The organism is Streptomyces colonosanans, assembly GCF_001866645.1.
In the GTDB taxonomy this organism is placed as follows: domain Bacteria; phylum Actinomycetota; class Actinomycetes; order Streptomycetales; family Streptomycetaceae; genus Streptomyces; species Streptomyces colonosanans.
The window spans coordinates 22,846-45,096 of record NZ_MLYP01000057.1 but is presented as its reverse complement, the minus strand read 5'-3'; the positions used below and the strand labels follow the sequence as shown (position 1 = coordinate 45,096).

Annotated in this window: 19 protein-coding genes and 1 pseudogene; 6 read left to right on the top strand and 14 right to left on the bottom strand. The window is 70.7% G+C overall.

Features of this window, described 5'->3' with window-relative positions:
* Positions 1-95: 95 nt before the first annotated feature.
* Both BIV24_RS32250 and BIV24_RS21575 read right to left on the bottom strand, forming a co-directional pair.
* Positions 96-293, bottom strand: a complete 198-nt coding sequence (locus BIV24_RS32250; RefSeq protein ID WP_079168428.1) for a hypothetical protein — start codon at positions 291-293, stop codon at positions 96-98.
* A 306-nt stretch (positions 294-599) separates the two neighbouring features.
* A complete protein-coding gene (locus tag BIV24_RS21575) occupies positions 600-1,142 on the bottom strand; it encodes a hypothetical protein (RefSeq protein WP_177198783.1) in 543 nt (180 codons plus the stop codon).
* A 358-nt stretch (positions 1,143-1,500) separates the two neighbouring features.
* On the opposite strand from BIV24_RS21575, the gene BIV24_RS21570 reads away from it, so the two are divergent.
* A complete protein-coding gene (locus BIV24_RS21570; protein ID WP_071368037.1) occupies positions 1,501-2,337 on the top strand; it encodes a helix-turn-helix domain-containing protein in 837 nt (278 codons plus the stop codon).
* Between the two features lie 16 nt (positions 2,338-2,353).
* A complete protein-coding gene (locus BIV24_RS21565; RefSeq protein ID WP_071368036.1) occupies positions 2,354-2,827 on the top strand; it encodes a hypothetical protein in 474 nt (157 codons plus the stop codon).
* 160 nt (positions 2,828-2,987) lie between these two features.
* Here BIV24_RS21565 and BIV24_RS21560 read toward each other — a convergent pair whose 3' ends face one another.
* From BIV24_RS21560 to BIV24_RS21540, 5 genes and pseudogenes are all read right to left on the bottom strand, one after another.
* Positions 2,988-3,809: a hypothetical protein gene (locus BIV24_RS21560; RefSeq protein WP_143064640.1), complete on the bottom strand. Its 822-nt coding sequence runs from the start codon at positions 3,807-3,809 to the stop codon at positions 2,988-2,990.
* A 39-nt stretch (positions 3,810-3,848) separates the two neighbouring features.
* Positions 3,849-4,202: pseudogene (locus tag BIV24_RS21555) on the bottom strand (XdhC family protein); the annotation flags it as partial.
* Positions 4,203-4,262: 60 nt separating this feature from the next.
* Entirely contained in the window at positions 4,263-6,641 is a 2,379-nt protein-coding gene (locus BIV24_RS21550) for a xanthine dehydrogenase family protein molybdopterin-binding subunit (protein ID WP_071368033.1), read from the bottom strand.
* Between the two features lie 2 nt (positions 6,642-6,643).
* On the bottom strand, positions 6,644-7,216 hold the full coding sequence (locus tag BIV24_RS21545) for a (2Fe-2S)-binding protein (RefSeq protein ID WP_071368032.1): 573 nt from the start codon (positions 7,214-7,216) through the stop codon (positions 6,644-6,646).
* Positions 7,216-8,106: an FAD binding domain-containing protein gene (locus tag BIV24_RS21540; protein WP_071368031.1), complete on the bottom strand. Its 891-nt coding sequence runs from the start codon at positions 8,104-8,106 to the stop codon at positions 7,216-7,218. The genes BIV24_RS21545 and BIV24_RS21540 overlap by 1 nt, the downstream gene beginning before the upstream one ends.
* A gap of 304 nt (positions 8,107-8,410) precedes the next feature.
* Here BIV24_RS21540 and BIV24_RS21535 point away from each other — a divergent pair, with 304 nt between their 5' ends.
* Positions 8,411-10,075, top strand: a complete 1,665-nt coding sequence (locus BIV24_RS21535) for a PucR family transcriptional regulator (RefSeq protein WP_071368030.1) — start codon at positions 8,411-8,413, stop codon at positions 10,073-10,075.
* A 152-nt stretch (positions 10,076-10,227) separates the two neighbouring features.
* The gene (locus BIV24_RS21530) at positions 10,228-11,016 is read left to right on the top strand and encodes a hypothetical protein (RefSeq protein ID WP_071368057.1); all 789 of its coding nucleotides are present in this window, start codon (positions 10,228-10,230) and stop codon (positions 11,014-11,016) included.
* Positions 11,017-11,153: 137 nt separating this feature from the next.
* Here the strand turns inward: BIV24_RS21530 and BIV24_RS21525 are convergent, their stop codons facing one another.
* Positions 11,154-11,903 (bottom strand): GntR family transcriptional regulator, encoded by a 750-nt coding sequence (locus BIV24_RS21525; RefSeq protein WP_079168432.1) that lies wholly within the window; start codon positions 11,901-11,903, stop codon positions 11,154-11,156.
* Positions 11,904-12,629: 726 nt separating this feature from the next.
* On the opposite strand from BIV24_RS21525, the gene BIV24_RS21520 reads away from it, so the two are divergent.
* Entirely contained in the window at positions 12,630-13,670 is a 1,041-nt protein-coding gene (locus tag BIV24_RS21520) for a DUF2637 domain-containing protein (protein WP_071368028.1), read from the top strand.
* Between the two features lie 178 nt (positions 13,671-13,848).
* Here BIV24_RS21520 and BIV24_RS21515 read toward each other — a convergent pair whose 3' ends face one another.
* From BIV24_RS21515 to BIV24_RS21505, 4 genes are all read right to left on the bottom strand, one after another.
* Entirely contained in the window at positions 13,849-14,301 is a 453-nt protein-coding gene (locus tag BIV24_RS21515; RefSeq protein WP_079168426.1) for an ATP-binding protein, read from the bottom strand.
* 320 nt (positions 14,302-14,621) lie between these two features.
* Positions 14,622-14,777 (bottom strand): hypothetical protein, encoded by a 156-nt coding sequence (locus BIV24_RS34510; RefSeq protein ID WP_177198781.1) that lies wholly within the window; start codon positions 14,775-14,777, stop codon positions 14,622-14,624.
* 84 nt (positions 14,778-14,861) lie between these two features.
* On the bottom strand, positions 14,862-16,604 hold the full coding sequence (locus BIV24_RS21510; protein WP_071368027.1) for a pyruvate dehydrogenase: 1,743 nt from the start codon (positions 16,602-16,604) through the stop codon (positions 14,862-14,864).
* Between the two features lie 116 nt (positions 16,605-16,720).
* Entirely contained in the window at positions 16,721-18,457 is a 1,737-nt protein-coding gene (locus BIV24_RS21505) for a protein phosphatase 2C domain-containing protein (RefSeq protein WP_071368026.1), read from the bottom strand.
* 726 nt (positions 18,458-19,183) lie between these two features.
* On the opposite strand from BIV24_RS21505, the gene BIV24_RS21500 reads away from it, so the two are divergent.
* Entirely contained in the window at positions 19,184-20,164 is a 981-nt protein-coding gene (locus BIV24_RS21500) for a TrmB family transcriptional regulator (RefSeq protein ID WP_071368025.1), read from the top strand.
* Positions 20,165-20,207: 43 nt separating this feature from the next.
* On the opposite strand, the gene BIV24_RS21495 is transcribed toward BIV24_RS21500, so the two are convergent.
* Together BIV24_RS21495 and BIV24_RS21490 are read right to left on the bottom strand one after the other, a co-directional pair.
* Positions 20,208-21,437, bottom strand: coding sequence for an SGNH/GDSL hydrolase family protein (locus BIV24_RS21495; protein WP_071368024.1), 1,230 nt, complete (start codon positions 21,435-21,437; stop codon positions 20,208-20,210).
* Between the two features lie 288 nt (positions 21,438-21,725).
* Positions 21,726-22,067, bottom strand: a complete 342-nt coding sequence (locus BIV24_RS21490) for a hypothetical protein (protein WP_143064639.1) — start codon at positions 22,065-22,067, stop codon at positions 21,726-21,728.
* Between the last annotated feature and the right edge of the window lie 184 nt (positions 22,068-22,251).

Genomic DNA, 22,251 nt, shown 5'->3' with positions numbered 1-22,251 from the left:
CGCTACACCGCCGCCGCGGACGTGACCGTCTTCAGGACCGGCGGAGCCAGGGGCTGTGATGGCCCCGCCAGGGCCCAGAGGAGGACCGGCGCGGCTCACCACTGTCCCCTCGGATGCGGGTCCTTATGGCGGCGGATCTCGACATTGCAGTCCGAGACCTTCGACTGGTCCCCGGCACCTGCGGCCTCCGCGCGCTGCCTGGCCAGCGCCGCGCACACGCAGCAGCCCGGTACGGGTTGCGGCCACTCCGGCGGCACGCCGAGGTGAACGGGTCCGCTCATCGCGTTCGTCATCAGGAATCCTCCGCGGAAAGCCGACAGCCGCCGAGCGGTCGGCATGTCGTTCGGCACAGTGACTCACTGTGCCTGGCTGCCCGGCCCTCCCTGAGGCGGTCAGCCGGGACCGTGACCCCGCCCCCAACCCGGCAGGTGTATCGGGGAATGACACCATCGCCCTACGCCGGTCTCAGCGCGTACCAGCAAATTGCGGGGGACAGTTCCAGTCCAGGGGCTAGCTGGGCGCGACACCGGCCACGATGGTGGCCGTCAGGACGCTGAGGACAAGCACGTAGAGGACCTGCCCGACCACACTGTTCGGTCTCATGTCGCGCCGGTCTGCCCGCGCTGCACCATCGCCCACACCACACGCGGATCGCAGAGTTCCCCGGGGGAGTTCATGGGAACGCACCAGTACGCGCGCCCTCGCCGGCGCCCGGGCTCGGGCACGGGGACGCCCAGGTAGCAGTCCCGGCCGAGGCACTCCAGGCCCGGCCAGGCCCGCGCGTTCCACCGCCACGCGGTACTCCCGGGAACCAGGGCGTAGTACATGTCGGAGATCCGGTCCCTGAACACCGGGCCGCCCTCCAGGGCACGGTGGAGGAAGTCGTCCACGGCCTGGTCGTCGTCCGTCTTCACGGTCACCCGGACAAGGTCACCGGGAATCCGGATCGCGGCGAAGATCCCGCCGGCCGCCAGCAGCGCTACCCCGTGCTCTCGCCATTCCGCGCGGGCCCGCTCCTGATCCCCGGAGGCGGCCAGGAGCCAGTGGGCGACCGCGAGGTCCCGCTCCCGTCGCGTCACCAGGCCGACGCCCTCCAACTCCTCGGCCCTGTTCTCTCGGCGGCCCCACACTCCGCGGTGCACGCCCAGCACTTCGCCGCCAGAGCGGGAGTCAGCGTTCTTCGCTCGGCGCACACGTACAGCACGGCCATGGAGGGGCCAGGTGTGGTGGGAGTGTCGGCGGGGCTCTGCTGCGCAGTCCTGGTCATCGTCCAGCCTTGTGGTTGATCAAGAAACGTGGAGGTGGCCATTCCCCACGAGGGCAGGGGACGACCACCGCGTGCCAACCCGCCTACATGCGGCGACACTTGGCACTGAACCCAGTCAACGGTCACGCTCCGCTATGAGACCATCACGCATGCGGTACCCGCATACGGATATGCGCAGAGCGGGTACGGACAGGCACCCGGCGCCGTAAAGACGCCTAACGTGGAGGTACGTCATGAACTTCCAGACAGGACCGATCCGGGATGCCTCCCGGATCGGGGATTACGGGCGCGTGATCGAGCTGGCGCGCAAGGCTCAGCAGATGACGCAGACCGCATTGGGGCAGGCCCTTGGCCTGTCGCAGTCCGCCGTGTCCCGTCTGGAGAAGAAGGGCCAGGGCGACAGCGGGTCGGCCCGCTCCTGGTACGGCGGAGCAATCAAGGCCGCCCGAGCGGCAGGGAAATCGCTGCTGACCGCTTACCAAACCGGCACCCTGGCCCAGTTCGAGGCACATGCCGGGAACGGCACCGAGGCCCTGAACCTGACCCACAGGGCACGGCGGGCAATCGGCGAGAGGCGCCCGGCCGTCGCGGATGCGTGGCTGGCCTCGGTTGAGGCCTTGGCACACGCCGCGATCGGGGACCAGCGCGCCGCCGACCGGGCGCTGACGGCCTCCCGGAAGGCGGCGGAGACATTGACCACAGCCGAGGAGCCGCCGCCGTGGCCGTGGGTGTTCTCCTTCACCCCGGCGAAAGTGGCCGCCTGCCGCGTCAACTGTGGCGCTCTTCTTCGCCTCCCCGAGTGGGCGATCTCGGATGACGTAGAGGCATTGTCGACCGGCCACTCGAAGCAACGCGCCTTGCTAGTACTGGACATCGCAGCCGGTTACCTCTTCGCCGGCAGAGTCGAGGCTGCGTTCGCCCTCGCGTCGCGAGCGCTCGACACCGGCCTTGAGTACCGGTCCGGGCGGATCGTCGAGCGAGCCCGCACCGTGCGCCGTACTCTCACCACCGCCACCCCGCCCAAGGTGGTGCGGGACTTCGACGAGCGCCTCCACGGCGTCTGCCTGTAGGAGAGGGGATCAAAGCATGCGGACAGGAATCACCGGTCACCGCGGGCTGAGCAAGGATGTAGAAGAGCGGATTCGCGCGATGCTCGCTGACACCGTACGCGCCTACGACGCCGACGACCTGACGGCCGTCTCGTGCATCGCCGACGGCCCCGACTCCTGGTTCGCCGAAGCCGTCCTCAAGCACGGCGGTCAGCTCGAAGTCGTCATTCCAGCAAGCAAGTACCGTGAGAACCTTCCGGAATGGCATCACCCCGTCTATGACGAGCTGTACGCCCATGCGGCCGAAGTCCACGAGACCGGCATGACCGAGTCAACGTCTGAGGCGCACCAGGCGGGCAGCGAGGCTCTGGTGGGTCTGGTGGACGAGCTGATCGCCGTGTGGGACGGGAAGCCGGCCCGGGGTTACGGCGGGACCGCGGACGTGGTCGCGTACGCCGAGCGCACCGGCGTCCCGGTGCGGGTGCTGTGGCCGGAGGGCGCCAGTCGTTGAACCGGTCTGGGAGCGGACAGCGTAGCCCTGCTGCGTCTGCGGCCATCGGGGCGATGTAACTCTTGCCCTTCACCCAGCCAGGCAGTCAGCCCTGCTCAGCCTGGCCGACAGCCCCTTGAAGGGTTCACGCGGGCACCTTCTTCAGGCTCCTGACACATCGTCAGGTCCCTAGAGCCACCAGCCCCACCAGCGAGAGCGCGACGCCAACCAGCAGGGAAGGAACGCCCAGCAGCAGGATGAGCACCGCACCGAACACGAGGCTTCCCGTCGTACGGCGACCGACCTGGGCGGTCTCGGGGGCCGCAGGCTCGTATCTGATCTCAACCCGCTCATCGCCCCCGTTCGCGCCCGTGAGCTCACGCCGTACGCCGTGACTGTCGACGTACGCGTAGGTGTACTGCTTGACATCTTCGAACCAGAAGATCCTCTGCAGCTCTCCCTCGACGGTGATCCCTCGGGTACGCAGCACCCAGGCCTCCCGGAGCACCCGCCATCCGCCGAGCACGCCCAGCCCTCCGACGGAGAGCACCGCGGGGGCCACCGCCCAGAGGATCCCCGGGAACGCCGCGCCCTTCACCAGCAGCAGGACGAGCACCAGTACGTACGCGCCCCCGAGGCCCCACCACAGACGGACTCGGTTCGGTGTCGCCCGCTCCAGCAGCTCCTCGGCCACGAGCCCCGTCCCGTCCTGCCGCCGCTCGTCGGCGTCCCGTACGGGCAGTGCACCGCGGACGGCCTGCGCGAACTCGTGCACGGCGGGGGCACTGCGGCACCTGAGGTGGTACGCCGCGGGTTCGTCACCCGTCAGTACGACGGTCAGCCGCCGCCCCTTGGCGCCGTGAACGTCGACCCGTTCTATCGCCGCCACCGGTATCCGGCGCCGCACGCCGTCCGCCTCCAGCAGCACCACTCCGTCCCGCAGCCGGACAGAGGCACGACGTCTGCCGTGCAGCACCAGCGAGGACGTCCCTGTTGAGGTCACGTGGGCACCTTGGACGAGCCCGGGACCGGAGGAGACAGGTCAGACGTACGTCGTGAGCGATGCCGTGTCGCGGTGGATCGGCATGTGGGCGCCGGCCAGTGGAATCCCGCTTCCGCCGTGGCGGGTGGCGACGATCTCCGACGCGATGGACAGGGCCGTCTCCTCGGGCGTGCGGGCACCGAGGTCGAGCCCGATCGGGGAACTGAGGCGCGTCAATTCCCCTTCGGTGACGCCGACTTCGCGCAGCCGTTCGTTGCGGTCCAGGTGGGTGCGACGGGAGCCCATCGCGCCGATGTAGGCGACCGGCAGGCTCAGCGCCAGCTTCAGCAGAGGTGCGTCGAACTTGGCGTCGTGGGTCAGGACGCACAGGACCGTGCGAGCGTCGACCTGGGTTCCCGGGGGACGCCGTCCCTCGTCGTCCCCCAAGAAAGGCCCCCCTCAAACCCTGAAGGGTTACGCCCCGGCCAGATGCTCGGGGCGCACCGGCGTCCTGTTCAGCTCCAGTCCCGTAGCGTCACGGATCGCCGCGAGGACGGCCGGAGTCGACGAAAGGGTAGGTGCCTCGCCGACGCCGCGCAGCCCGTACGGGGCATGCTCGTCGGCGAGTTCGAGCACGTCGACGGGGATGGTCGGCGTGTCCAGGATGGTGGGGATCAGGTAGTCCGTGAAGGAGGGGTTCTTCACCTTCGCCGTCCTCGGGTCGACGACGATCTCCTCCATGACCGCGATGCCCAGTCCCTGGGTCGTGCCGCCCTGGATCTGGCCGAGGACGGACAGCGGGTTGAGCGCCTTGCCGACGTCCTGGGCGCAGGCCAGCTCGACGACCTTGACCAGGCCCAGCTCGGTGTCCACCTCGACGACGGCGCGATGCGCGGCGAAGCTGTACTGCACATGGCCGTTGCCCTGGCCGGTGCGCAGGTCGAAGGGCTCGGTCGGCCGGTGCCGCCACTCCTGCTCCACCTCGACGGCCTCGTCGCCGAGGACGTCCACCAGGTCGGCGAGCACCTCTCCGCCGTCGGTGACGACCTTGCCGCCCTCGAGCAGCAACTCGGCCGTGGCCCAGGCGGGATGGTACGAGCCGAACCTGCGGCGCCCCATCTCCAGGACCTTCTCGCGCACCAGCTCGCAGGCGTTCTTCACGGCGCCGCCGGTGACGTACGTCTGGCGGGACGCGGAGGTCGATCCCGCCGAACCCACCTGGGTGTCGGCCGGGTGGATCGTCACCTGTGCGACGCCCAGCTCGGTGCGGGCGATCTGCGCGTGGACGGTGACACCGCCCTGGCCGACCTCCGCCATGGCCGTGTGCACGCTGGCGACGGGCTCGCCCGCGACGACCTCCATGCGGACCTTGGCGGTCGAGTAGTCGTCGAAGCCCTCGGAGAAGCCGACGTTCTTGATGCCGACCGCGTAGCCCACTCCGCGTACGACGCCTTCGCCGTGCGTGGTGTTGGACAGGCCGCCGGGCAACTGCCGTACGTCCGCGCCCTCGGAGCTCTCCCACTGGCGCTCCGGTGGCATCGGCAACGCCTTGACACGGCGCAGGAGTTCGGCGACCGGCGCCGGGGAGTCGACGATCTGGCCGGTCGGCATGACCGAGCCCTGCGACATCGCGTTGCGCCGGCGGAACTCCACCGGGTCCATGCCGAGTTCCCCCGCGACCTTGTCCATCTGGGCCTCGTAGGCGAAGCACGCCTGGACCGCGCCGAAGCCGCGCATGGCGCCGCAGGGCGGGTTGTTGGTGTAGAGGCCGATGGCTTCGATCTCGACGTCGTCGACGTCGTACGGGCCCACCCCGAGCGAGGCCGCGTTACCGACCACCGCCGGGGAGGAGGAGGCGTACGCGCCGCCGTCGAGGACGATCCGTCCCTTGACGTGGGTGAGCTTGCCGTCCTTCGTGGCGCCGTGCTCGTAGTACAGCTTCGCCGGGTGGCGGTGGACGTGTCCGAAGAAGGACTCGAACCGGTTGTACACGATCTTGACGGGCTTTCCGGTGCGCAGGGCGAGCAGGCAGGCGTGGATCTGCATCGACAGGTCCTCGCGGCCGCCGAAGGCCCCGCCGACGCCCGCCAGGGTCAACCTCACCTTGTCCTCGGGCAGGCCCAGCACGGGCGCGATCTGGCGGAGGTCGGCGTGCAGCCACTGGGTGGCGACGTAGAGGTCGACGCCGCCGTCCTCGGCCGGAACCGCGAGACCGGACTCGGGGCCGAGGAAGGCCTGGTCCTGCATGCCGAAGACGTACTCGCCCTCGACGATCACGTCGGCCCGGCGGCGGGCCTCGGCCACGTCGCCGCGGACGATCGGCTGGCGGTGGACGATGTTGGGGTGCGGGACGTGGGCTGCGTGGTCATCCGTGCGGTTCTCGTGGACGAGGATCGCGTCCGGGGCGAGCGCGGACGCCTCGTCCGTGATCACCGGAAGGTCGCGGTACTCCACCTTGATCTTGGCGGCGGCGCGGCGCGCGGTCTCCGGGTGGTCGGCGGCGACCATCGCGACCGGCTCGCCGTGGTGGCGCACCTTGCCGTGGGCGAGGACCGGGGTGTCCTGGATCTCCAGGCCGTAGTTCTTCACCTCGGTCGGCAGGTCGTCGTACGTCATGACGGCGTACACGCCCGGCACGGCGAGGGCCTCGCCGGTGTCGATCGACACGATCTCGGCGTGCGCGACCGGGGAGCGCAGGATCTGGCCCCAGAGCATGTCCTCGTGCCACATGTCGGACCCGTATGCGAACTCGCCGGTGACCTTGAGGGTGCCGTCCGGGCGGAGCATGGACTCACCGATGCCGCCCTTGGTCCCCGAGGCCTGTGTGATCTTGGTGGGAGCGCCGTTCGGCATGTTCAGACCCCCTCGGACTGCCGGGCGGCCGCCAGGCGGACCGCGTCCATGATCTTCTCGTAACCGGTGCAACGGCACAGGTTGCCCGACAGTGCCTCGCGGATGTCCGCGTCGGTGGGGTTCGGGTTGCGCTCCAGCATGTCGTCGGCGGCGACCAGCAGGCCGGGAGTGCAGAAGCCGCACTGGACGGCGCCGGCGTCGATGAACGCCCGCTGGATCGGGGCGAGTTCCCCGCTCTCGCCGCTCTGGGAGCAGGTGTCCCTGGTCTGCGCGTGTCCGGCCTCGCCCGGTGGGGTTCCGCAGGCGGACAACCCATCGGAACGCTGCCTGGCCAGGTCCGCGAGGCCCTCGACGGTGACGACCTCGCGGCCTTCCGCCTGCCCGGCGGCGACCAGGCAGGAACACACCGGCACGCCGTCGAGGCGGACCGTGCAGGAGCCGCACTCGCCCTGCTCGCAGGCGTTCTTGGACCCCGGAAGGCCGAGCCGCTCCCTCAGGACGTACAGCAGGGACTCGCCCTCCCACACGTCGTCGGCCTGCTGCGGACGTCCGTTGACCGTGAAGTTGACACGCATTACGCGACTCCCTCCGAGGCGTGGGCGGTTCCGCGGTACGACTCCCAGGTCCAGGTCAGGGTGCGGCGGGCCATGACGCCGACCGCGTGGCGGCGGTAGCTCGCCGTGCCCCGGACGTCGTCGATCGGATTGCAGGCGGCGGAGCACAGGTCGGCGAACTGCCGGGCGATGGACGGGGTGATGATCTTCCCGTTGTCCCAGAAACCGCCCTCGTCGAGCGCCGCGTTCAGGAACTCCTCGGCCGCCGCGGCGCGGATCGGGGTGGGCGCCGCCGAACCGATGCCCGTACGGACCGTACGGGTGCCGGGATGCAGTGCGAGACCGAAGGCGCACACCGCGATCACCATGGCGTTGCGGGTGCCGACCTTCGAGAACTGCTGCGGACCGTCGGCCTTCTTGATGTGCACCGCCCGGATCAACTCGTCGGGGGCGAGCGCGTTGCGCTTCACCCCGGTGTAGAACGCGTCGATCAGGATGCGCCGGGAGCCGCGCACCGACTCGGCCTCGACCTCGGCGCCGGCCGCGAGGAGGGCGGGATGGGCGTCGCCGGCCGGAGAGGCGGTGCCCAGGTTGCCGCCGACGCCTCCGCGGTTGCGGATCTGCGGGGAGGCGACCGTGTGCGAGGCGAGAGCCAGTCCCGGCAGCTCGGTCCGCAGGTTCTCCATGATCCGGGTGTACGGGACCGAGGCCCCGAGCCGCACGCTGTCCTCGCCGACCTCCCACTCGTAGAGATCGCCGATACGGCCCAGGTCCATCAGGTAGTCGGGCCGCCGTTGGTCGAAGTTGATCTCGACCATCACGTCGGTGCCACCCGCAATCGGAACAGCGGTGGGGTGCTCGGCCTTCGCGGCGAGCGCCTCCTCCCAGCTGGCGGGGCGAAGGAAGTCCATGACCGGCTCTCTTCTTCGTCTCGTGATCGTCGGTTCGAAGCCGGGACCGGCGCGGCGGGCCCGGCTCGCTCATGTGCTGTTCACGGGGAGTGGTGTCAGTACACCGCTGTGTACTCCAGCGGGGTCAGTCACGGAAACCATGAAGGAGTTGGCTGGCCAAGGTGCCCATCTTGTAGATTCGTATGAACGGAAGCCCCGGTAACCTCCCCGCTCTCCTCTGGAAACACCAGGCACTGCCAGGAGGAATCACGGGCCCTGCTTCCGCAAGAACACCCCGCAGACACAAGAACGGCGGCGACGAGACATGCGGCTGCGCGCACTGCTGAACACCGACGCGCTGGGGCTGCGCCTGCTCGGCGGCGCGGACGAGCTGGACCGCACCGTGCGCGGTGTGATGACCACGGACCTCAAGGACCCCAGTCGCTATCTCTCCGGCGGTGAACTGGTCCTCACGGGCCTGGCATGGCGGCACGACGCCGCCGACTCCGAGCCGTTCGTCCGCATCCTCATCGCGGCGGGCGTCACCGCGCTCGCCTCGGGCACGGCCGAGCTGGGCGGCGTCCCGGACGACCTGATCGCGGCCTGCGCCCGGCACCGTCTGCCGCTGTTCGCCGTGCACGAGTCGGTGGCGTTCGCCACGATCACCGAGCACGTCGTCCGGCAGGTCTCCGGCGAGCGGGCGGGCGACCTGGCGGCCGTGGTGGACCGGCACCGCCGGATGATGACCTCGGGCCCGGCGGGCGGCGGCCCGGACGTGGTCCTGGACCTGCTCGGCTCGGACCTGGACCTGCGCGCCTGGGTACTCTCCCCCGTCGGCCGTCCGATCGCCGGCCCGACGCCGGGCCCCACGGCGGACGTGTGCTCCGCGCTGGCCGCCGAGCACCTGGCCGCGGCGCGCACCGGCCGCCACGGACCGCACCGGTCGACGGTCGGTACGACGACGTACTCGCTCTTCCCGATCCCCGGTAGCGGCCGCTCGGGCGGAGCCTCGCCGGACGTGCGCGAGACGGTGCTGTCCGACTGGCTGCTCGCCGTGGAGGCGGACGCCGGGGACTGGCCCGCGGAGCGGCTCGACCTGCTCCGGGGCGTCACCCAGCTGATCGCGGTCGAGCGGGACCGGCAGGACGCGGCGCGCACCGTGCGGCGCCGGCTCGCGCAGGAAGTGCTGGAGCTGGTGCAGGCGGGGGCCGCGCCCGCCGAGATCGCCGCCCGGCTGCGGGTGGCCGCACCCGTGCTGCTGCCCGGGCTCGGCGCGGCGCCGCAGTGGCAGGTGGTCGTGGCCCAGGTCGAGTGGGACGGCGGCACAGTCGAGTACGGACCGGTCGCTCAGTCGCTCCTCGAGGAGATCCTGGTCGACCCCCGGTCGGCGGGCCTCGAGCACTCCGACCGCATAGCCGTGGCCCAGATGGGTGATGAGGCGATCGCCCTGGTCCCACTGCCGGCGCTCTCCTCGGAGCACGACGGCCCCGAGTCGGGCATCCTCGCCGACGCGCTGCTGGAGTCCGTACGGGTCCCGCTGTCCGCGGGGCTCGACGACGACGGCCGGATCACGCTGGGCGTCAGCGCCGCGGTGCACTCGGCCGAGGGGCTGCGCGGTGCGCTGGAGGAGGCGCGGCACGCCCGCCGGGTCGCCGCTGCCCGCCCCGGACGGGTCTGCGCGGCCGGCCACCAGGAGCTGGCCTCCCACGTCCTGCTGCTGCCGTTCGTCCCGGACGACGTACGCCGCGCTTTCACGGCCCGCCTCCTGGACCCGCTGCGCGACTACGACCGCCGGCACCGCGCCGAGCTGATCCCGACCCTGGAGGCGTTCCTCGACTGCGACGGTTCCTGGACCCGCTGCGCGAGCCGGCTCCACCTGCACGTCAACACACTGCGCTACCGGGTCGGCCGTATCGAGCAGTTGACGAGCCGGGACCTGTCGCGTCTCGAGGACAAGCTCGACTTCTTCCTTGCGCTGCGCATGAGCTGACGTCACGGAATCGAGGATTCGGCACCGCCCTGCGCCGCCGAGGTCCCCCAAGTTTGTGAAATCTTTCACCCGCCCTCTTGGCCCCGTGCCACGATTGGTGCTGGAATGCCGCCACCACTCAACAGCTCAATGGCGTGCTCCGGGAGGGCAATGTGGCGCATACCGCCATGTCTGGTATCGGAACGACCTCAGGTGACGATCCCCTCCAGACCGCGGTATGGCGGCTGCGCTCACGCGCATGCTGGGCCGACGCGGCCGCCCTCCTCCAACCGCACACGGCGGGGGCCTCGCTCCAACGGGCCTGTCTGCTCGTCGAGCGGTGCCTGTACACGGAGCAGGGCTGGGAGGAGGCCGAGGACGCGCTGCGCACGGCCGAGGCGCAGGCCCACAGCGACGAGGAGCGGGGCGCCGCGGCCTGTGAGCGCGGACAACTGGCGTACGCGGCCACGCTGCACGGGGTGCGCGACCGGGCGGACGAGGCGCGGGCCGCGCTCGGCCGGGCCGCCGCGCTCATCGCGCCCGGCGCCCCGGGCCGGGCGCTGCTGGACTTCCGGCGCGGGCTCCTCGCCGAGAACCTGGCCCGCTCCCCGCAGGCGGCCCGCGCCGCCTACCGGCGCGCCCACGCGAGCGCCTCCGCGCACGGCGACGAACTGCTGCTCTCCTTCACCTGGCGCCACCTCTCCGGTCTCGCCCTGCGCGACGGCGAGATGACGGAGGCACGGCATGGTTTCGCCGAGTCGCTGCGGATCCGCGAGGAGCTGGGCTACCTCGTCGGCACGGCTCCGGCGCTGGCGTCGCTCGCGGACACGGAGAGCGAACCGGAGGCGTCCCGGCTGCGCGCCGAGGCGGGCCGGCTGTTCCGCCTCCTGGGCGGGGTGCCGACCTGGCTGGCACGCCAGCTGACGGCGGCGGAACCGTCACCGGGACCAGCCGCTTCGTAGGGCTTCACACGCAGTCGTCCCGCTTCAGGTTCAGAGGATGCTGAGAAATTGCTGTGCCCGGCACGATGGCTTCTCGCAGAAGGCGACAGGGCACGAAGACTGACAGTCCAGGGCCGGTGCGGTGTGCGGCCCGACTGTCAGGCCGCTCCCGCGACGTGCTCCCGCACCAACTGCTGCACCAGCACGAGATCCTGGGCGATCAGAGCCTCCAGCAGGGCCGTGTGCTCGGTCGCGTCGGCGAGCAGGTCGGCACGGCCGTGCGAGACCCGGCCGTCGACGAGCGGCCACTGTGCGCGGCGGTGCAGGTCCTCCGCGACCCGCGCCAGCTGCTCGTTGCCCGCGAGGGCGAGCACGCCGCGGTGGAAGGCCCGGTCGGACTCGGCGTAGACCGCCGGGCATCCGGAGGACGCGGCCAGGACGGTCGCCTCGGCCAGCGGGCGTAGCTCCACCCAGCGTTCGGCCGGCACCGTACGGGCGAGCCGCATCATCACCGGGATCTCGATCAGCGCCCGGACCTCGGTGAGTTCGGCCAGTTCGCGGGCGCCGCGCACGACGACGCGGAAGCCCCGGTTGGGTACGACCTCGACGGCGCCCTCCTGGGCGAGGTGCTGCATCGCCTCGCGCACCGGGGTCGCGGACACCCCGAACCGCTCGCCGAGAGCGGGCGCCGAGTAGACCTCGCCGGGCTCCAGCTCCCCCGCGACCAACGCGGTGCGCAGAGCGTCGAGGACCTGTCGGCGCACCGAGGCCCGCCGGATGACGGGGCGCCCGTCCACCGGGCGCGGTCCCGGGACCGGCGGCTCGCTGTGGGTGTGTTCCCCCCGGGCGGCGGCAGCGGAGGTGCCCCGCTCGCAGGCCTCGCCCCCCGGCCGGGGCCGCGCCGGCATCCCGGCGACGTCCGTACGGAAGCCCTGCGTACGGACATCCGGAACCCCCGTCTCGGCGGAGCCCTCCACGCTTCGGGAACGGGCCTGTTCCACGGGCTCCTCCTCCGGTTCTGACGGCGCCGGGTGACACTTGGGGCCATTCGCTAGTTACCGCTCGTTCAGCACCTTAGGCGTCTTACGCTCCAGTTCAAACACCGATTCGTTCAAGTAAGGCAAGGCTTACCTTCAAACGATCGCGCCACGACGGCCCGCACACCCCTCACCGCTCCGGCCCCGCCCGCACTCACGGACGCGCACGCCCGACCAGAGGCCTCCCCATACCCGATGGCCACGACGACTTCGAGTCGACCGTCGCACAACAAGCCGGCGGCCCGTTGAAGCACGCCAACCAGCTTCGCTCGTCGCAAGTTGAGGTGGCGTCAGCGGGTCCCGCAGACCGGACGTCTGGCCGCGTACCGTAAAATCCCCTCCGAACGAGGCCCCATGCGCATCACACGCGTATCACAACTTCCTCGGCTACCACAGGAATTTCCCGTGGAACCAGTCGCACGGGTAACCTTGTTCGAACTCACCTCCCGCCAATCAAGCGTGAGTTCGAGCAGAACGCCATCCAGCACATTCCCTTGCGCTTCCTTGGTGACCTCTTGCTCCGAAACCCCCTGAGGGATGGCGGGATTGGGCCACTATGGCGGGCGTTACGCCCTATCCCCATGCAAGGGACCCCAGATGACACTGACCGACATATCGCTGAACTGGCTGCTTCCGGGCGCCGTGCTGCTCGTGGGCGTGCCGACGGCGGTGGCGGTGCTCGCGCGCGGCAAGCGGTCCAAGGAGAACACGAGCGCCGACGACTCGTGGGAGCGCAGCGAGGAGCGCCGCAGGCGCAAGGAAGCGATCTACAGCAGCGCCTCCTATGTGCTGCTCTTCTGCTGTGCGGCCGTCGCCGCGGCGCTCTCCTTCCACGGCCTGGTCGGCTTCGGCCGGCAGAACCTCGGCCTCACCGGCGGCTGGGAGTACCTGGTCCCCTTCGGCCTGGACGGTGCGGCCATGTTCTGCTCGGTCCTCGCGGTGCGCGAGGCCAGCCACGGTGACGCGGCGCTCGGATCCCGGCTCCTCGTGTGGTTGTTCGCGGGTGCGGCGGCCTGGTTCAACTGGGTTCACGCGCCCAGGGGCATCGACCACGCGGGCGCCCCGCAGTTCTTCGCGGGCATGTCGCTGTCGGCGGCGGTGCTCTTCGACCGCGCACTGAAGCAGACCCGCCGCGCCGCACTGCGCGAGCAGGGCCTGGTGCCGCGACCTCTGCCGCAGATCCGCATCGTCCGCTGGCTGCGGGCGCCTGTTGAGACGTACAAGGCCTGGTCGCTGATGCTCCTGGAGAACGTGCGCAGCCTGGACGAGGCCGTCGAGGAGGTCCGTGAGGACCGGCGCCAGAAGGAGCAGGACAAGTCGCGCCAACGCGAGCAGCGGCGACTCGAGCGGGCGCAGCTCAAGGCGCTCAGCCGCGGCCACCGTTCACTGACCGGCGGGAACGGCGGCCGCAAGGTCGAGGTGCAGACCGTGGAGCGCACGGCTGAACCGGTCCCTTCGGAGCCTGCCCTACCGGCGGCAGAACTGCCCGTACGCACCCGCCACTCGCTCGAGCCCGTCCGGACCACCTCCGCTGACCCGCTCACCGTCGACCTCACCGCCGAGGACGACACCATGGCCCTGCCGCGGCTCGACTCCCTGGAGCGCAAGCTCAAGGATCTGGAGAAGCAGTTCGGCTGATCGGGCGCACTCAGGCGAACTCACGGCGTAGGCAGTCTGCGCAGGGTTGTATCCGACAACATGCGGTGACCATGACGGATGCCGATCTGAGCCAGCGGGAGTCAGTCTCACTGACTCCCGCTCTCCCATGCCGGCTCTCAGCGATCGCCACACACCTCCGACACACTCATCCCGCCGCTCAGGCAGCTCCCGCATCGAGTTCGAACCACACGGACTTCCCCACGCCGTGCGGCCGTACGCCCCACGCGTCCGCGAGGGACTGTACGAGGACCAGGCCCCTGCCGTGCGTCTCGTCCTCGGCGTCCGGTGCCCGCAGCGTCGGCCTTTGCCCCATGAAGTCCCGTACCTCCACGCGGAGTTTGCTCGGGGAGACGGTGGCCGTCAGGACCGCGTCGTGGTCGGTGTGGATGAGTGCGTTGGTGACCAGCTCAGTGGTGAGCAGTTCGGCCGTCTCGGACCATGCCGGCCTTGCCCAGCGCGTCAGCAGTTCCCGTAGCGCCCTACGCGCCTCGGGCACGGCCTTCAGATCGGCCCGCCCCAGCCTGCGCCTGAGATGTGCGTCTTTCGACCGGCCCCCCGCGCCGTCCGACGTCTCCTGCGTCTTCTCTGCCAAGTAGGCCCCGATGACCACAGGACCGCCCCCTCGTGCTCGCATCGTCATGGCCCCCCGCCCGCACGTGGATGTGGATTCCCCTCCTGCTCGAACGTGTTCACCGAATCCATGCCCCGTAGAAAGGGCGCCACTCATCCCGATTCGTCGGCGACCGGACGTAAGGGCGTGGATGGGGTCCGTGTGACCGGTGTGCGACGGCGACGGGCGGTCCGCGTGCGCGCATCGCGCAGGAGACGGGGCATCCTGCTCGCGCCCGGCGACAGCAGGCGCTGAGGCCGTGGGGGGTGTGGGGCCCGTCCACGCGCCCCCGACGGCGGGCCCACGCCCGTGAACCCCCGTCAGCCGAACTGGCCGGTGGGCACGATGGTGACCTGCCGGCGGTTCACCCGCGGGGGCAGCGTGGCGATGAAGGCGGTCTCCGCGATGTCCTGCGCCGCACCCACGGCGCCAAGCACTGCCACCACCCCCTCGTCGGCAACCTGCGCTTCTGCCACGAGTCCTTCCAGGCCCCAGGTCGAAGCGCCCTCAGGTGCGCGAAGGGCTTGGCGCCGGCTTCGTTGCGATGTTCCTCAACCCCGTTACGGACGAGGCAGGTTACGCAGGTTGGAGCGGGCCATCTGCACCATGCGGCCGACACCGCCGTCCAGCACCATCTTCGAGGCGGAGAGCGCGAAGCCCGTCACCATCTCCGCACTGATCTTGGGTGGGATGGACAGGGCGTGCGGGTCGGTGACGACATCGACCAGGGCGGGGCCGTTGTGCCGGAAGGCGTCCTTCAGGGCGCCCGCGAGCTGCTTGGGCTTCTCGACGCGGATGCCGTACACCCCGCACGCGCGGGCCACCGCCGCGAAGTCGGGGTTCTTGGTGGCGGTGCCGTACGAGGGCAGTCCGGCGACCATCATCTCCAACTCCACCATGCTCAGCGAGGAGTTGTTGAACAGGATTACCTTCACCGGCAGGTCGTACTGCACGAGAGTGAGGAAGTCGCCCATCAGCATGGAGAATCCGCCGTCGCCGGACATCGACACGACCTGCCGGCCCCGGTCGGTGAACTGCGCGCCGATCGCCATCGGCAGCGCGTTCGCCATCGAGCCGTGGGAGAACGAACCGATGATGCGTCGACGCCCGTTGGGGGAGATGTAGCGCGCGGCCCACACGTTGCACATCCCGGTGTCGACCGTGAAGATCGCCTCGTCGTCCGCCATCTCGTCGAGCACCGAGGCCACGTACTCGGGATGGATCGGGACGTGCTTCTCGACCTTGCGCGTGTACGCCTTCACCACGCCCTCGAGAGCGTCCGCGTGTTTCTTCAGCATCCGGTCGAGGAAGCGGCGGTTCTCCTTGGACTTCACGCGCGGGATGAGACAGCGCAGGGTCTCCTTCACATCGCCCCACACGGCGAGGTCCAGCTTGGAGCGGCGGCCCAGGTTCTCCGGTCGTACGTCGATCTGAGCGATCGTCACATCATCCGGGAGGAAGGCGTTGTACGGGAAGTCGGTGCCCAGCAGGATCAGCAGGTCGCACTCGTGGGTGGCCTCGTATGCGGCACCGTACCCGAGCAGTCCGCTCATGCCGACGTCGTACGGGTTGTCGTACTGGATCCACTCCTTGCCGCGCAGGGCATGCCCCACCGGGGATTTGATCTTCCCGGCCAGTTCCATGACCTCGGCGTGCGCGCCCGCCGTGCCGCTGCCGCAGAAGAGGGTGACCGTCTCGGCCCGGTCGATCATCTCGACGAGCTTGTCGATCTCCTCGTCGCCGGGACGGACGGTGGGCCGGGAGGTGACGAGCGCGGTCTCCGCGGGCTTGTCCGGGGCGGCCTGGTCGGCGATGTCGCCGGGGAGCGAGACGACGCTCACCCCGCTGCGGCCGACCGCGTTCTGGATCGCCGTCTGCAGCAGCCGGGGCATTTGCTTGGGGTTGGAGATCAGCTCGCTGTAGTGGGAGCACTCACGGAACAACTGGTCCGGATGGGTCTCCTGAAAGTAGCCGAGGCCGATCTCGCTGGACGGGATGTGGGAGGCGAGGGCGAGCACCGGCGCCATGGAGCGGTGGGCGTCGTACAGGCCGTTGATGAGGTGGAGGTTGCCGGGGCCGCAGGAGCCCGCGCACGCGGTCAGCTTCCCGGTGATCTGCGCCTCGGCACCCGCCGCGAAGGCGGCGGTCTCCTCGTGCCGCACATGGACCCAGTCGAGGGAAGGGCTGCGGCGTACGGCGTCCACGATCGGGTTCAGACTGTCGCCGACCACCCCGTACAGGCGTTTGACTCCGGCGCGGACGAGGATGTCGACGAACTGATCGGCGACGTTCTGCTTGGCCATCGATCCATGCACCCCTTCGGTTCCGAGATCCCGCCGTCGAACCGCCTTCCTGCGCCCGGCAGGCGGAAGAAGCCCGGCGACAGGCCCTTGGGTCCATCAATCCACAGCGACCGGGATCACGCCTCCCAAACGGCGGCCGCCGTACGGTCGTCGGCGTAGCCCTTCACCCGCACCGCGGTGTCCGCGAGAAAGGCGGCGAGGCCCGGCGGTCCGCCCGTCGACCAGCGGGTCGTCAGGTGCTCGGCGAGCTGCGGTTCACCGCGCAGCGGGTCGGCGAGGCCGCTGGTGCACAGCAGGAGCGTGTCACCCGGCCGGCCGATGGAGGCGCGGAAGCGAAAGGGGGCGCGCGGCGGTTCGGGCGCTGGATCGTACGGGCTCGGGGGCGTCGGGATCCCCAGGTCCATGGTGAGCCGGTCGCCCTCGGGGATCTCAGCGGGGAGCGAGCCGAAGCCGACCACCGCGTCGCCGGTCGTGTCGGCCACGCGCGGCTCGATGTCCTGCCATTCGCCGCCCCGCAGCCGGAACAGGCCGCCCGCTCCGACACCGAAGAACACCCGTGTGCGACAGGCCGGATCGGCCGGCAGCAGCAGACAGCGCAGGGAGGCGGTGTACTCCTCCGGCTCGACGCCCTGCTCGGTGGCGCTGGCGCGGAGCTTGCCGAGGCTGCGGTCGGTCAGCCGGTGCAGCCCCGACTTGAGGTCGCCGCGCCGGGCGGCCCTGATGTCCTCACCGAGGCGGGCGTGACTGCGCCCGACGGCCCGCCCGATCCAGTGACACACCTCGAGGGCGGCTCGGTGCGCCCCGGGCGTGTCTCGTGCGCCGGTGGCCATGGCGACGAGCACGAGCGCCTGGTCGCCGGTGCCGAAGCGGGCGGTGAGCAGGGAGTCCCGGCGCGGCTCGCCCCGGTAGCGGGCCGAGTCGCCGCGTAGGGAGACCGCGCGCAGCGTGCAGGCCCCGTATCGCGCTCCGTCCAGCACGGTGTCGGCGACCAGGTCCTCGAGGTCGTCCGGGTCGGCGGGCGGGAGGGCGGTGGGATCGGCGTCGTAGGTGGGCGGGCCCGACCCGAGGTGTCCGAGCGGAGGCCGGCTGCGGGGCACGGCGAGTGACGACGGCTCGGCTTCTGCGGCCGAAGGGGTGAGGTCCGCTTCAGCGGGCGAGGCCAGGGAGGCGGAAGCGGGGCCGGGAGATGCGGTCCCGGCCGGTAGGCGGTCCGGGGGCGGGGGCGCCTGGACAGGCGGCCGGTCGGGGGGCGGGGGCGCCTGGACAGGCGGCCGGTCCGGGAGCGGAGGCAGGCCGGCGGACGGCCGGAAGGCCGAGGCGGACGACGGCTCGGGCAGGGGGCCGCCGCGCGGTGGCTGTGCGCGGAACCCCGGCGGTTTGGGCCCGGGCGGGAAGGTCACGGGGCCCGGCGGGCGACCGGAGGGGGGTTCCCACGGGGCGCGCCCGCGGGCGTCCCCCCGGTCGGCCGGGTCCGGGAGCGGGGCGGGACCGGTGTCCTGGACGGCGTCACCCGCACCCGGCGGCGATGCGTCCGCGCCGGACGCATCGCAGGCGGCCCCGCTCCCCTGCCCCACGGCACCGGCCTGCGGTCCCGTCGCGCCCGGCGGCACCTCAGGCACTGGCGGCGCCTCAGAAGACAACGGCGCCTCAGAAGACAACGGCACGTCAGAGGACAACGGCACCTCGGAGACCGGCGGCGACCCATAACCCCCCACCGCCCCCTCCGCCGAGGCGAAGCGGTCGTCGAGGGTGTCGGCCGCGGGGGCCGCTCCCGTGTCGCCCGTGGAGTCGTCGTACAACTGCCCCCACCAGTCGTCCTTGTGCCCGGTAGGCCTCTCCCCCTGCTGGCTCATGCCCCCAATTGTCCACCGCACGGGCCATATGAAAATGGGGCAACCGGAAAATCGGCCGGGTGATCGGCTCCCGTCTGGTACGCCATCGGCTCCGGACCTGCGCGCCGGACGACGCCACGCGCGGTGATACGAATCCGGCCATCGTGAGACGGGCCGCCGGACGGTTCCACCCCCCACAGGCGAACCGCCCGACGGCGCCGCGGTGACAGGACCCGGCACACTTCCAAGGCCCGTCACGTTCTTGCGGGCCGAGTTGTCCTCGGCCCGATGGTCCCGGACGGGACCGCCACCTGGTTCCGCGGCGGCTGTCCGCCCTCGTCCCAGGCGATGGCCGGCGGCCAACGACCTGGGGAGCAATAGGGAGTGGGTGAAGGAGCGGCTTCCGGTGCGGTCGATCGCAAGGCGCCGGAAGGTCCTCGTAGCGGAGCTACTGGGACGTTTCGGCAACGCCGTGAGTGGCCGTGCCGGAAGCCGCGACGCCGCTCCCTATTGCTCCCCGGGTCGTAAGCCTCCCCAAGTCCCTCGTCGCCGGGCGCCCGTCCGCGTCCCGGCGGGCCAAGTCGACTCAATCCGGGAATTGCGGATGGCAGTTGTTTAAGCGGTGACGTCACTTTGGCAGAGGGGAAGGGGATACGGCGATGATGTTCTGAGGCGGGATTGCGCCGTGGCTGGTTTCCGCCACGACACAGCACCGCAGGGGCGGTCTTTGGGAAGGAACGACGGCTGATGCTGGCAGTGATAGGTCTGGACGAGACTCACGAGTCGGCGTATCGGGCACTGGTGTCCGCGGGTGCGGCCGATGTGACCGATCTCGCACGGCGGTTGACGATCGGTGAGCATGCCACCGAGCGCGCCCTGCGTCGGCTGGAGCGGCACGGCCTCGCAGCCCAGTCGACGGCCCGCCCCGGCCGCTGGGTCGCCGCACCGCCCGGGGTCGCCCTGGGTGCGCTGCTCACCCAGCAGCGGCACGAGTTGGAGCGGGCCGAGTTGGCGGCGGCGCTGCTCGCCGAGGAGTACCGGGCGGCTGCTGCCGAGCCCGCGGTGCACGATCTGGTCGAGGTGGTGATCGGTGCGGCTGCGATCACGCAGCGTTTCCTGCAGCTCCAACTCGGGGCGAGCGAGGAGGTCTGCGCCCTGGTCACCGGCACCCCGATCGCCGTGAGCGGCATGGAGAACGATGCGGAGGAGCAGGCGGCCGGCCGCGGGGTCCACTACCGGGTGGTGGTCGAGCGAACCGTGCTCGACCAGCCCCACGGCATCACCGAACTGACCGCCGCCCTCGTCCGCGACGAACAGGTGCGGGTGGTCGACAAGGTGCCGACCAAACTGGTGGTCGCCGACCGTTCACTGGCCCTGGTGCCGCTCACCTCCCCCAGCGCGGAGCCGGCCGCGCTCGTCGTGCACGCGAGCGGGCTGCTGGAACTGCTGTCCGGTCTCTTCGAATCGGTGTGGCGGGACGCACTGCCCCTGCGGCTCGGGACGTCCGGTGCCACCGAGCATCAGCCGGACGGCCCCGACAGCACCGATCTGCAGGTCCTGTCCCTGCTGCTCGCCGGGCTGACCGACGCGAGCGTCGCCAAACAGCTCGACCTGGGCCTGAGAACCGTACAGCGCCGGGTGAAGCGGCTGATGGAGCTGACCGGCGTGACAACCCGGCTGCAACTCGGCTGGCACGCGTACGAACGCGGCTGGGTCGCCCGGGACTGACCTGTGCTCCTTCCTCCGTTGCGACGCCCTTGTGCACGCCGCCTCATCGGCCGAGGAACGCCGGATCGATCGTGTCCGCGAGCGCGCTCATCCCCGCATCGTTGAAGTGGAGGTGATCACCCGGGTCGTAGGCGGGCAGGATGCGGGCGGGGTTAGCGGGATCGCGGACGGCGGCGTCGAAGTCCGCGACCGTGTCGAAGAGTTTTCCGCGGATGCGAGCGTTGACCTCCGTCCGTACGGCCTCCCGCTCCGGCGTCCAGGTGCCATGACCACCGAACGGCGTGAGCGTGGCGCCGACGACGTGGATGCCGTGGGCGTGCGCACGGGACACGATCCGGCGGTAGGCCTGTACGTAGGCGCCCGGATCCATCTGGGGCGGGTTGACGATGAGGTCGTTGATCCCCTCCAGGACGATCAGCGTACGTACTCCGCTGCGGGAGAGGGCGTCGGCGTCGAGGCGGGCGAGGGCGTTCGGGCCCGTTCCGTCGAGGAGGAGGCGATTGCCGCCGATCCCGGCGTTCAGAATGCCGGGCCTGCGGCTCTCGGGCAGCTTGCGCAGGCGTTCCGAAAGCAGGTCGGGCCAGCGGTGGTTGGTGCCGTAGGAGGATCCGGTGCCGTCGGTGAGGGAGTCGCCGAACGCGACGACACTGCCGGCGGCCGGACCCAGGACGTCGACCCCGGTCACGTAGTACCAGTGGGAGACGGTCCTGGTGTACGCGGCTCCGTCGGTGTCGGCGGCCCGATTGCCCTTCTCGGCGATGAAGTTGGTCTGCAGGGCGGTTTCGTGGAACGTCGCAGGGCCGAAGTCGCCGGGGGTGTGCACGGTGACGAGAAGGTCGGCCTCCGCCGGGACGCGGAAGCCGACGGGATCGCTGACGCGGTCCTCGCCCACCGGGACGGTCACGGAGGTGGCACCGGCGAAGGTGGCGCTGTGCACGGAGCCCGGAACCGCGTCGGGGCCGACGTGCACAACCGGCCGCTGCAACGCGACGGTGACGGTGTCGAGTTGGAGCGGGGCGGTGCCGAGGCGGTTGGAGACGTGGATGCGGACGGCGGTGCCGCCGACGCTGATGTGCACGACATTGCGGATGGAGGCGTCCGGGAGGGCGGGGGCGGTCCCGGAGGGGGCAGCCTCCCAGGTGCCGGTCCAGGGCGAGGCCGCCTCGGACCGGGCCGATGCGCCTTGGAAGGTGACCGTGGTCGAGACGACGGTGAGGGCCAGAACAGCGAGGCAGCGGCGCAAGGTTCCCCTCGCGCGGGGCAGTCGAATCATGCGCGCAAACTCTTTTCGCGGGCGGCCCCGGGCGCGGGGCCGGCGTTCCCTGCCTTCCCGCGACACGCCGACGAAGCAACACCTCGTCACACCTTCGGGTACATACGGCGGTCACCCCTTGTGAAGACCGCCGCGCTCATGTCCGTGGCCAGGGCCGGCGTTTCGGGCACGGTACCGCCCCGAACCGGCCTGTCGTGGCAGGCTTGTCGGCGGCGACCGTGCCCGCGAAGTCCTCTGTACGAAACCCGAGACGGCCTCGGAGGACCCCGACCGCAGGACGTGAGGAGCTCAGAAGTCGCGGGGAGCGAGGTCTTCGACGTCCTCGACCACCCACTGCCATTCCTCCTGGTCCATGTCCCACCTGGCCATGATCGCCCTGGCGCGAGTGCTGTTGTCCCGCTGCACCTCGTCCAGGGTCTGCAGGAAGTGGACGTGGAATCCGGACGGCAGTGACTTGCGCCTGCCACCCAGTGTCACGCCCACGGCGAGAGACACCACGCCCTGAGTGTCCGACCTCAAGGCTCGCACACGGTTTCCGTCTCCGCTGACGCTGGTGATGACGTCGGCTCGGACGAAGCCCCTCCTCTTGCCGCCCTCGGTGGGCTGGGTGAGAACCCAGATGTCCGCCACAGTCCCCTCCTCGATAGCCGGTCGGTCCACGTCCATCATTGCGGGGCGGCGTCAGGCCGCGGGCCCGGATCGCCTCAACTGCCCGATCTGCCCGGCGGCCTGCGACCACTGCGCACCCCGATCACCCGTGACGGGAAATGGCGGTGCGGACGTCGCTATGTGCTGCTAGCGTTCCCGGCATGAA

Coding starts and splice junctions, on each gene's coding strand:
- BIV24_RS21535 (WP_071368030.1), top strand. CDS start 8,411: ATGCGGCTGCGCGCACTGCTGAACACCGACGCGCTGGGGCTGCGCCTG.
- BIV24_RS21545 (WP_071368032.1), bottom strand. CDS start 7,216: ATGCGTGTCAACTTCACGGTCAACGGACGTCCGCAGCAGGCCGACGAC.
- BIV24_RS21520 (WP_071368028.1), top strand. CDS start 12,630: ATGACACTGACCGACATATCGCTGAACTGGCTGCTTCCGGGCGCCGTG.
- BIV24_RS21510 (WP_071368027.1), bottom strand. CDS start 16,604: ATGGCCAAGCAGAACGTCGCCGATCAGTTCGTCGACATCCTCGTCCGC.
- BIV24_RS21550 (WP_071368033.1), bottom strand. CDS start 6,641: ATGCCGAACGGCGCTCCCACCAAGATCACACAGGCCTCGGGGACCAAG.
- BIV24_RS21565 (WP_071368036.1), top strand. CDS start 2,354: ATGCGGACAGGAATCACCGGTCACCGCGGGCTGAGCAAGGATGTAGAA.
- BIV24_RS21540 (WP_071368031.1), bottom strand. CDS start 8,106: ATGGACTTCCTTCGCCCCGCCAGCTGGGAGGAGGCGCTCGCCGCGAAG.
- BIV24_RS32250 (WP_079168428.1), bottom strand. CDS start 293: ATGACGAACGCGATGAGCGGACCCGTTCACCTCGGCGTGCCGCCGGAG.
- BIV24_RS21505 (WP_071368026.1), bottom strand. CDS start 18,457: ATGAGCCAGCAGGGGGAGAGGCCTACCGGGCACAAGGACGACTGGTGG.
- BIV24_RS21495 (WP_071368024.1), bottom strand. CDS start 21,437: ATGATTCGACTGCCCCGCGCGAGGGGAACCTTGCGCCGCTGCCTCGCT.
- BIV24_RS21500 (WP_071368025.1), top strand. CDS start 19,184: ATGCTGGCAGTGATAGGTCTGGACGAGACTCACGAGTCGGCGTATCGG.
- BIV24_RS21525 (WP_079168432.1), bottom strand. CDS start 11,903: ATGCCGGCGCGGCCCCGGCCGGGGGGCGAGGCCTGCGAGCGGGGCACC.
- BIV24_RS21570 (WP_071368037.1), top strand. CDS start 1,501: ATGAACTTCCAGACAGGACCGATCCGGGATGCCTCCCGGATCGGGGAT.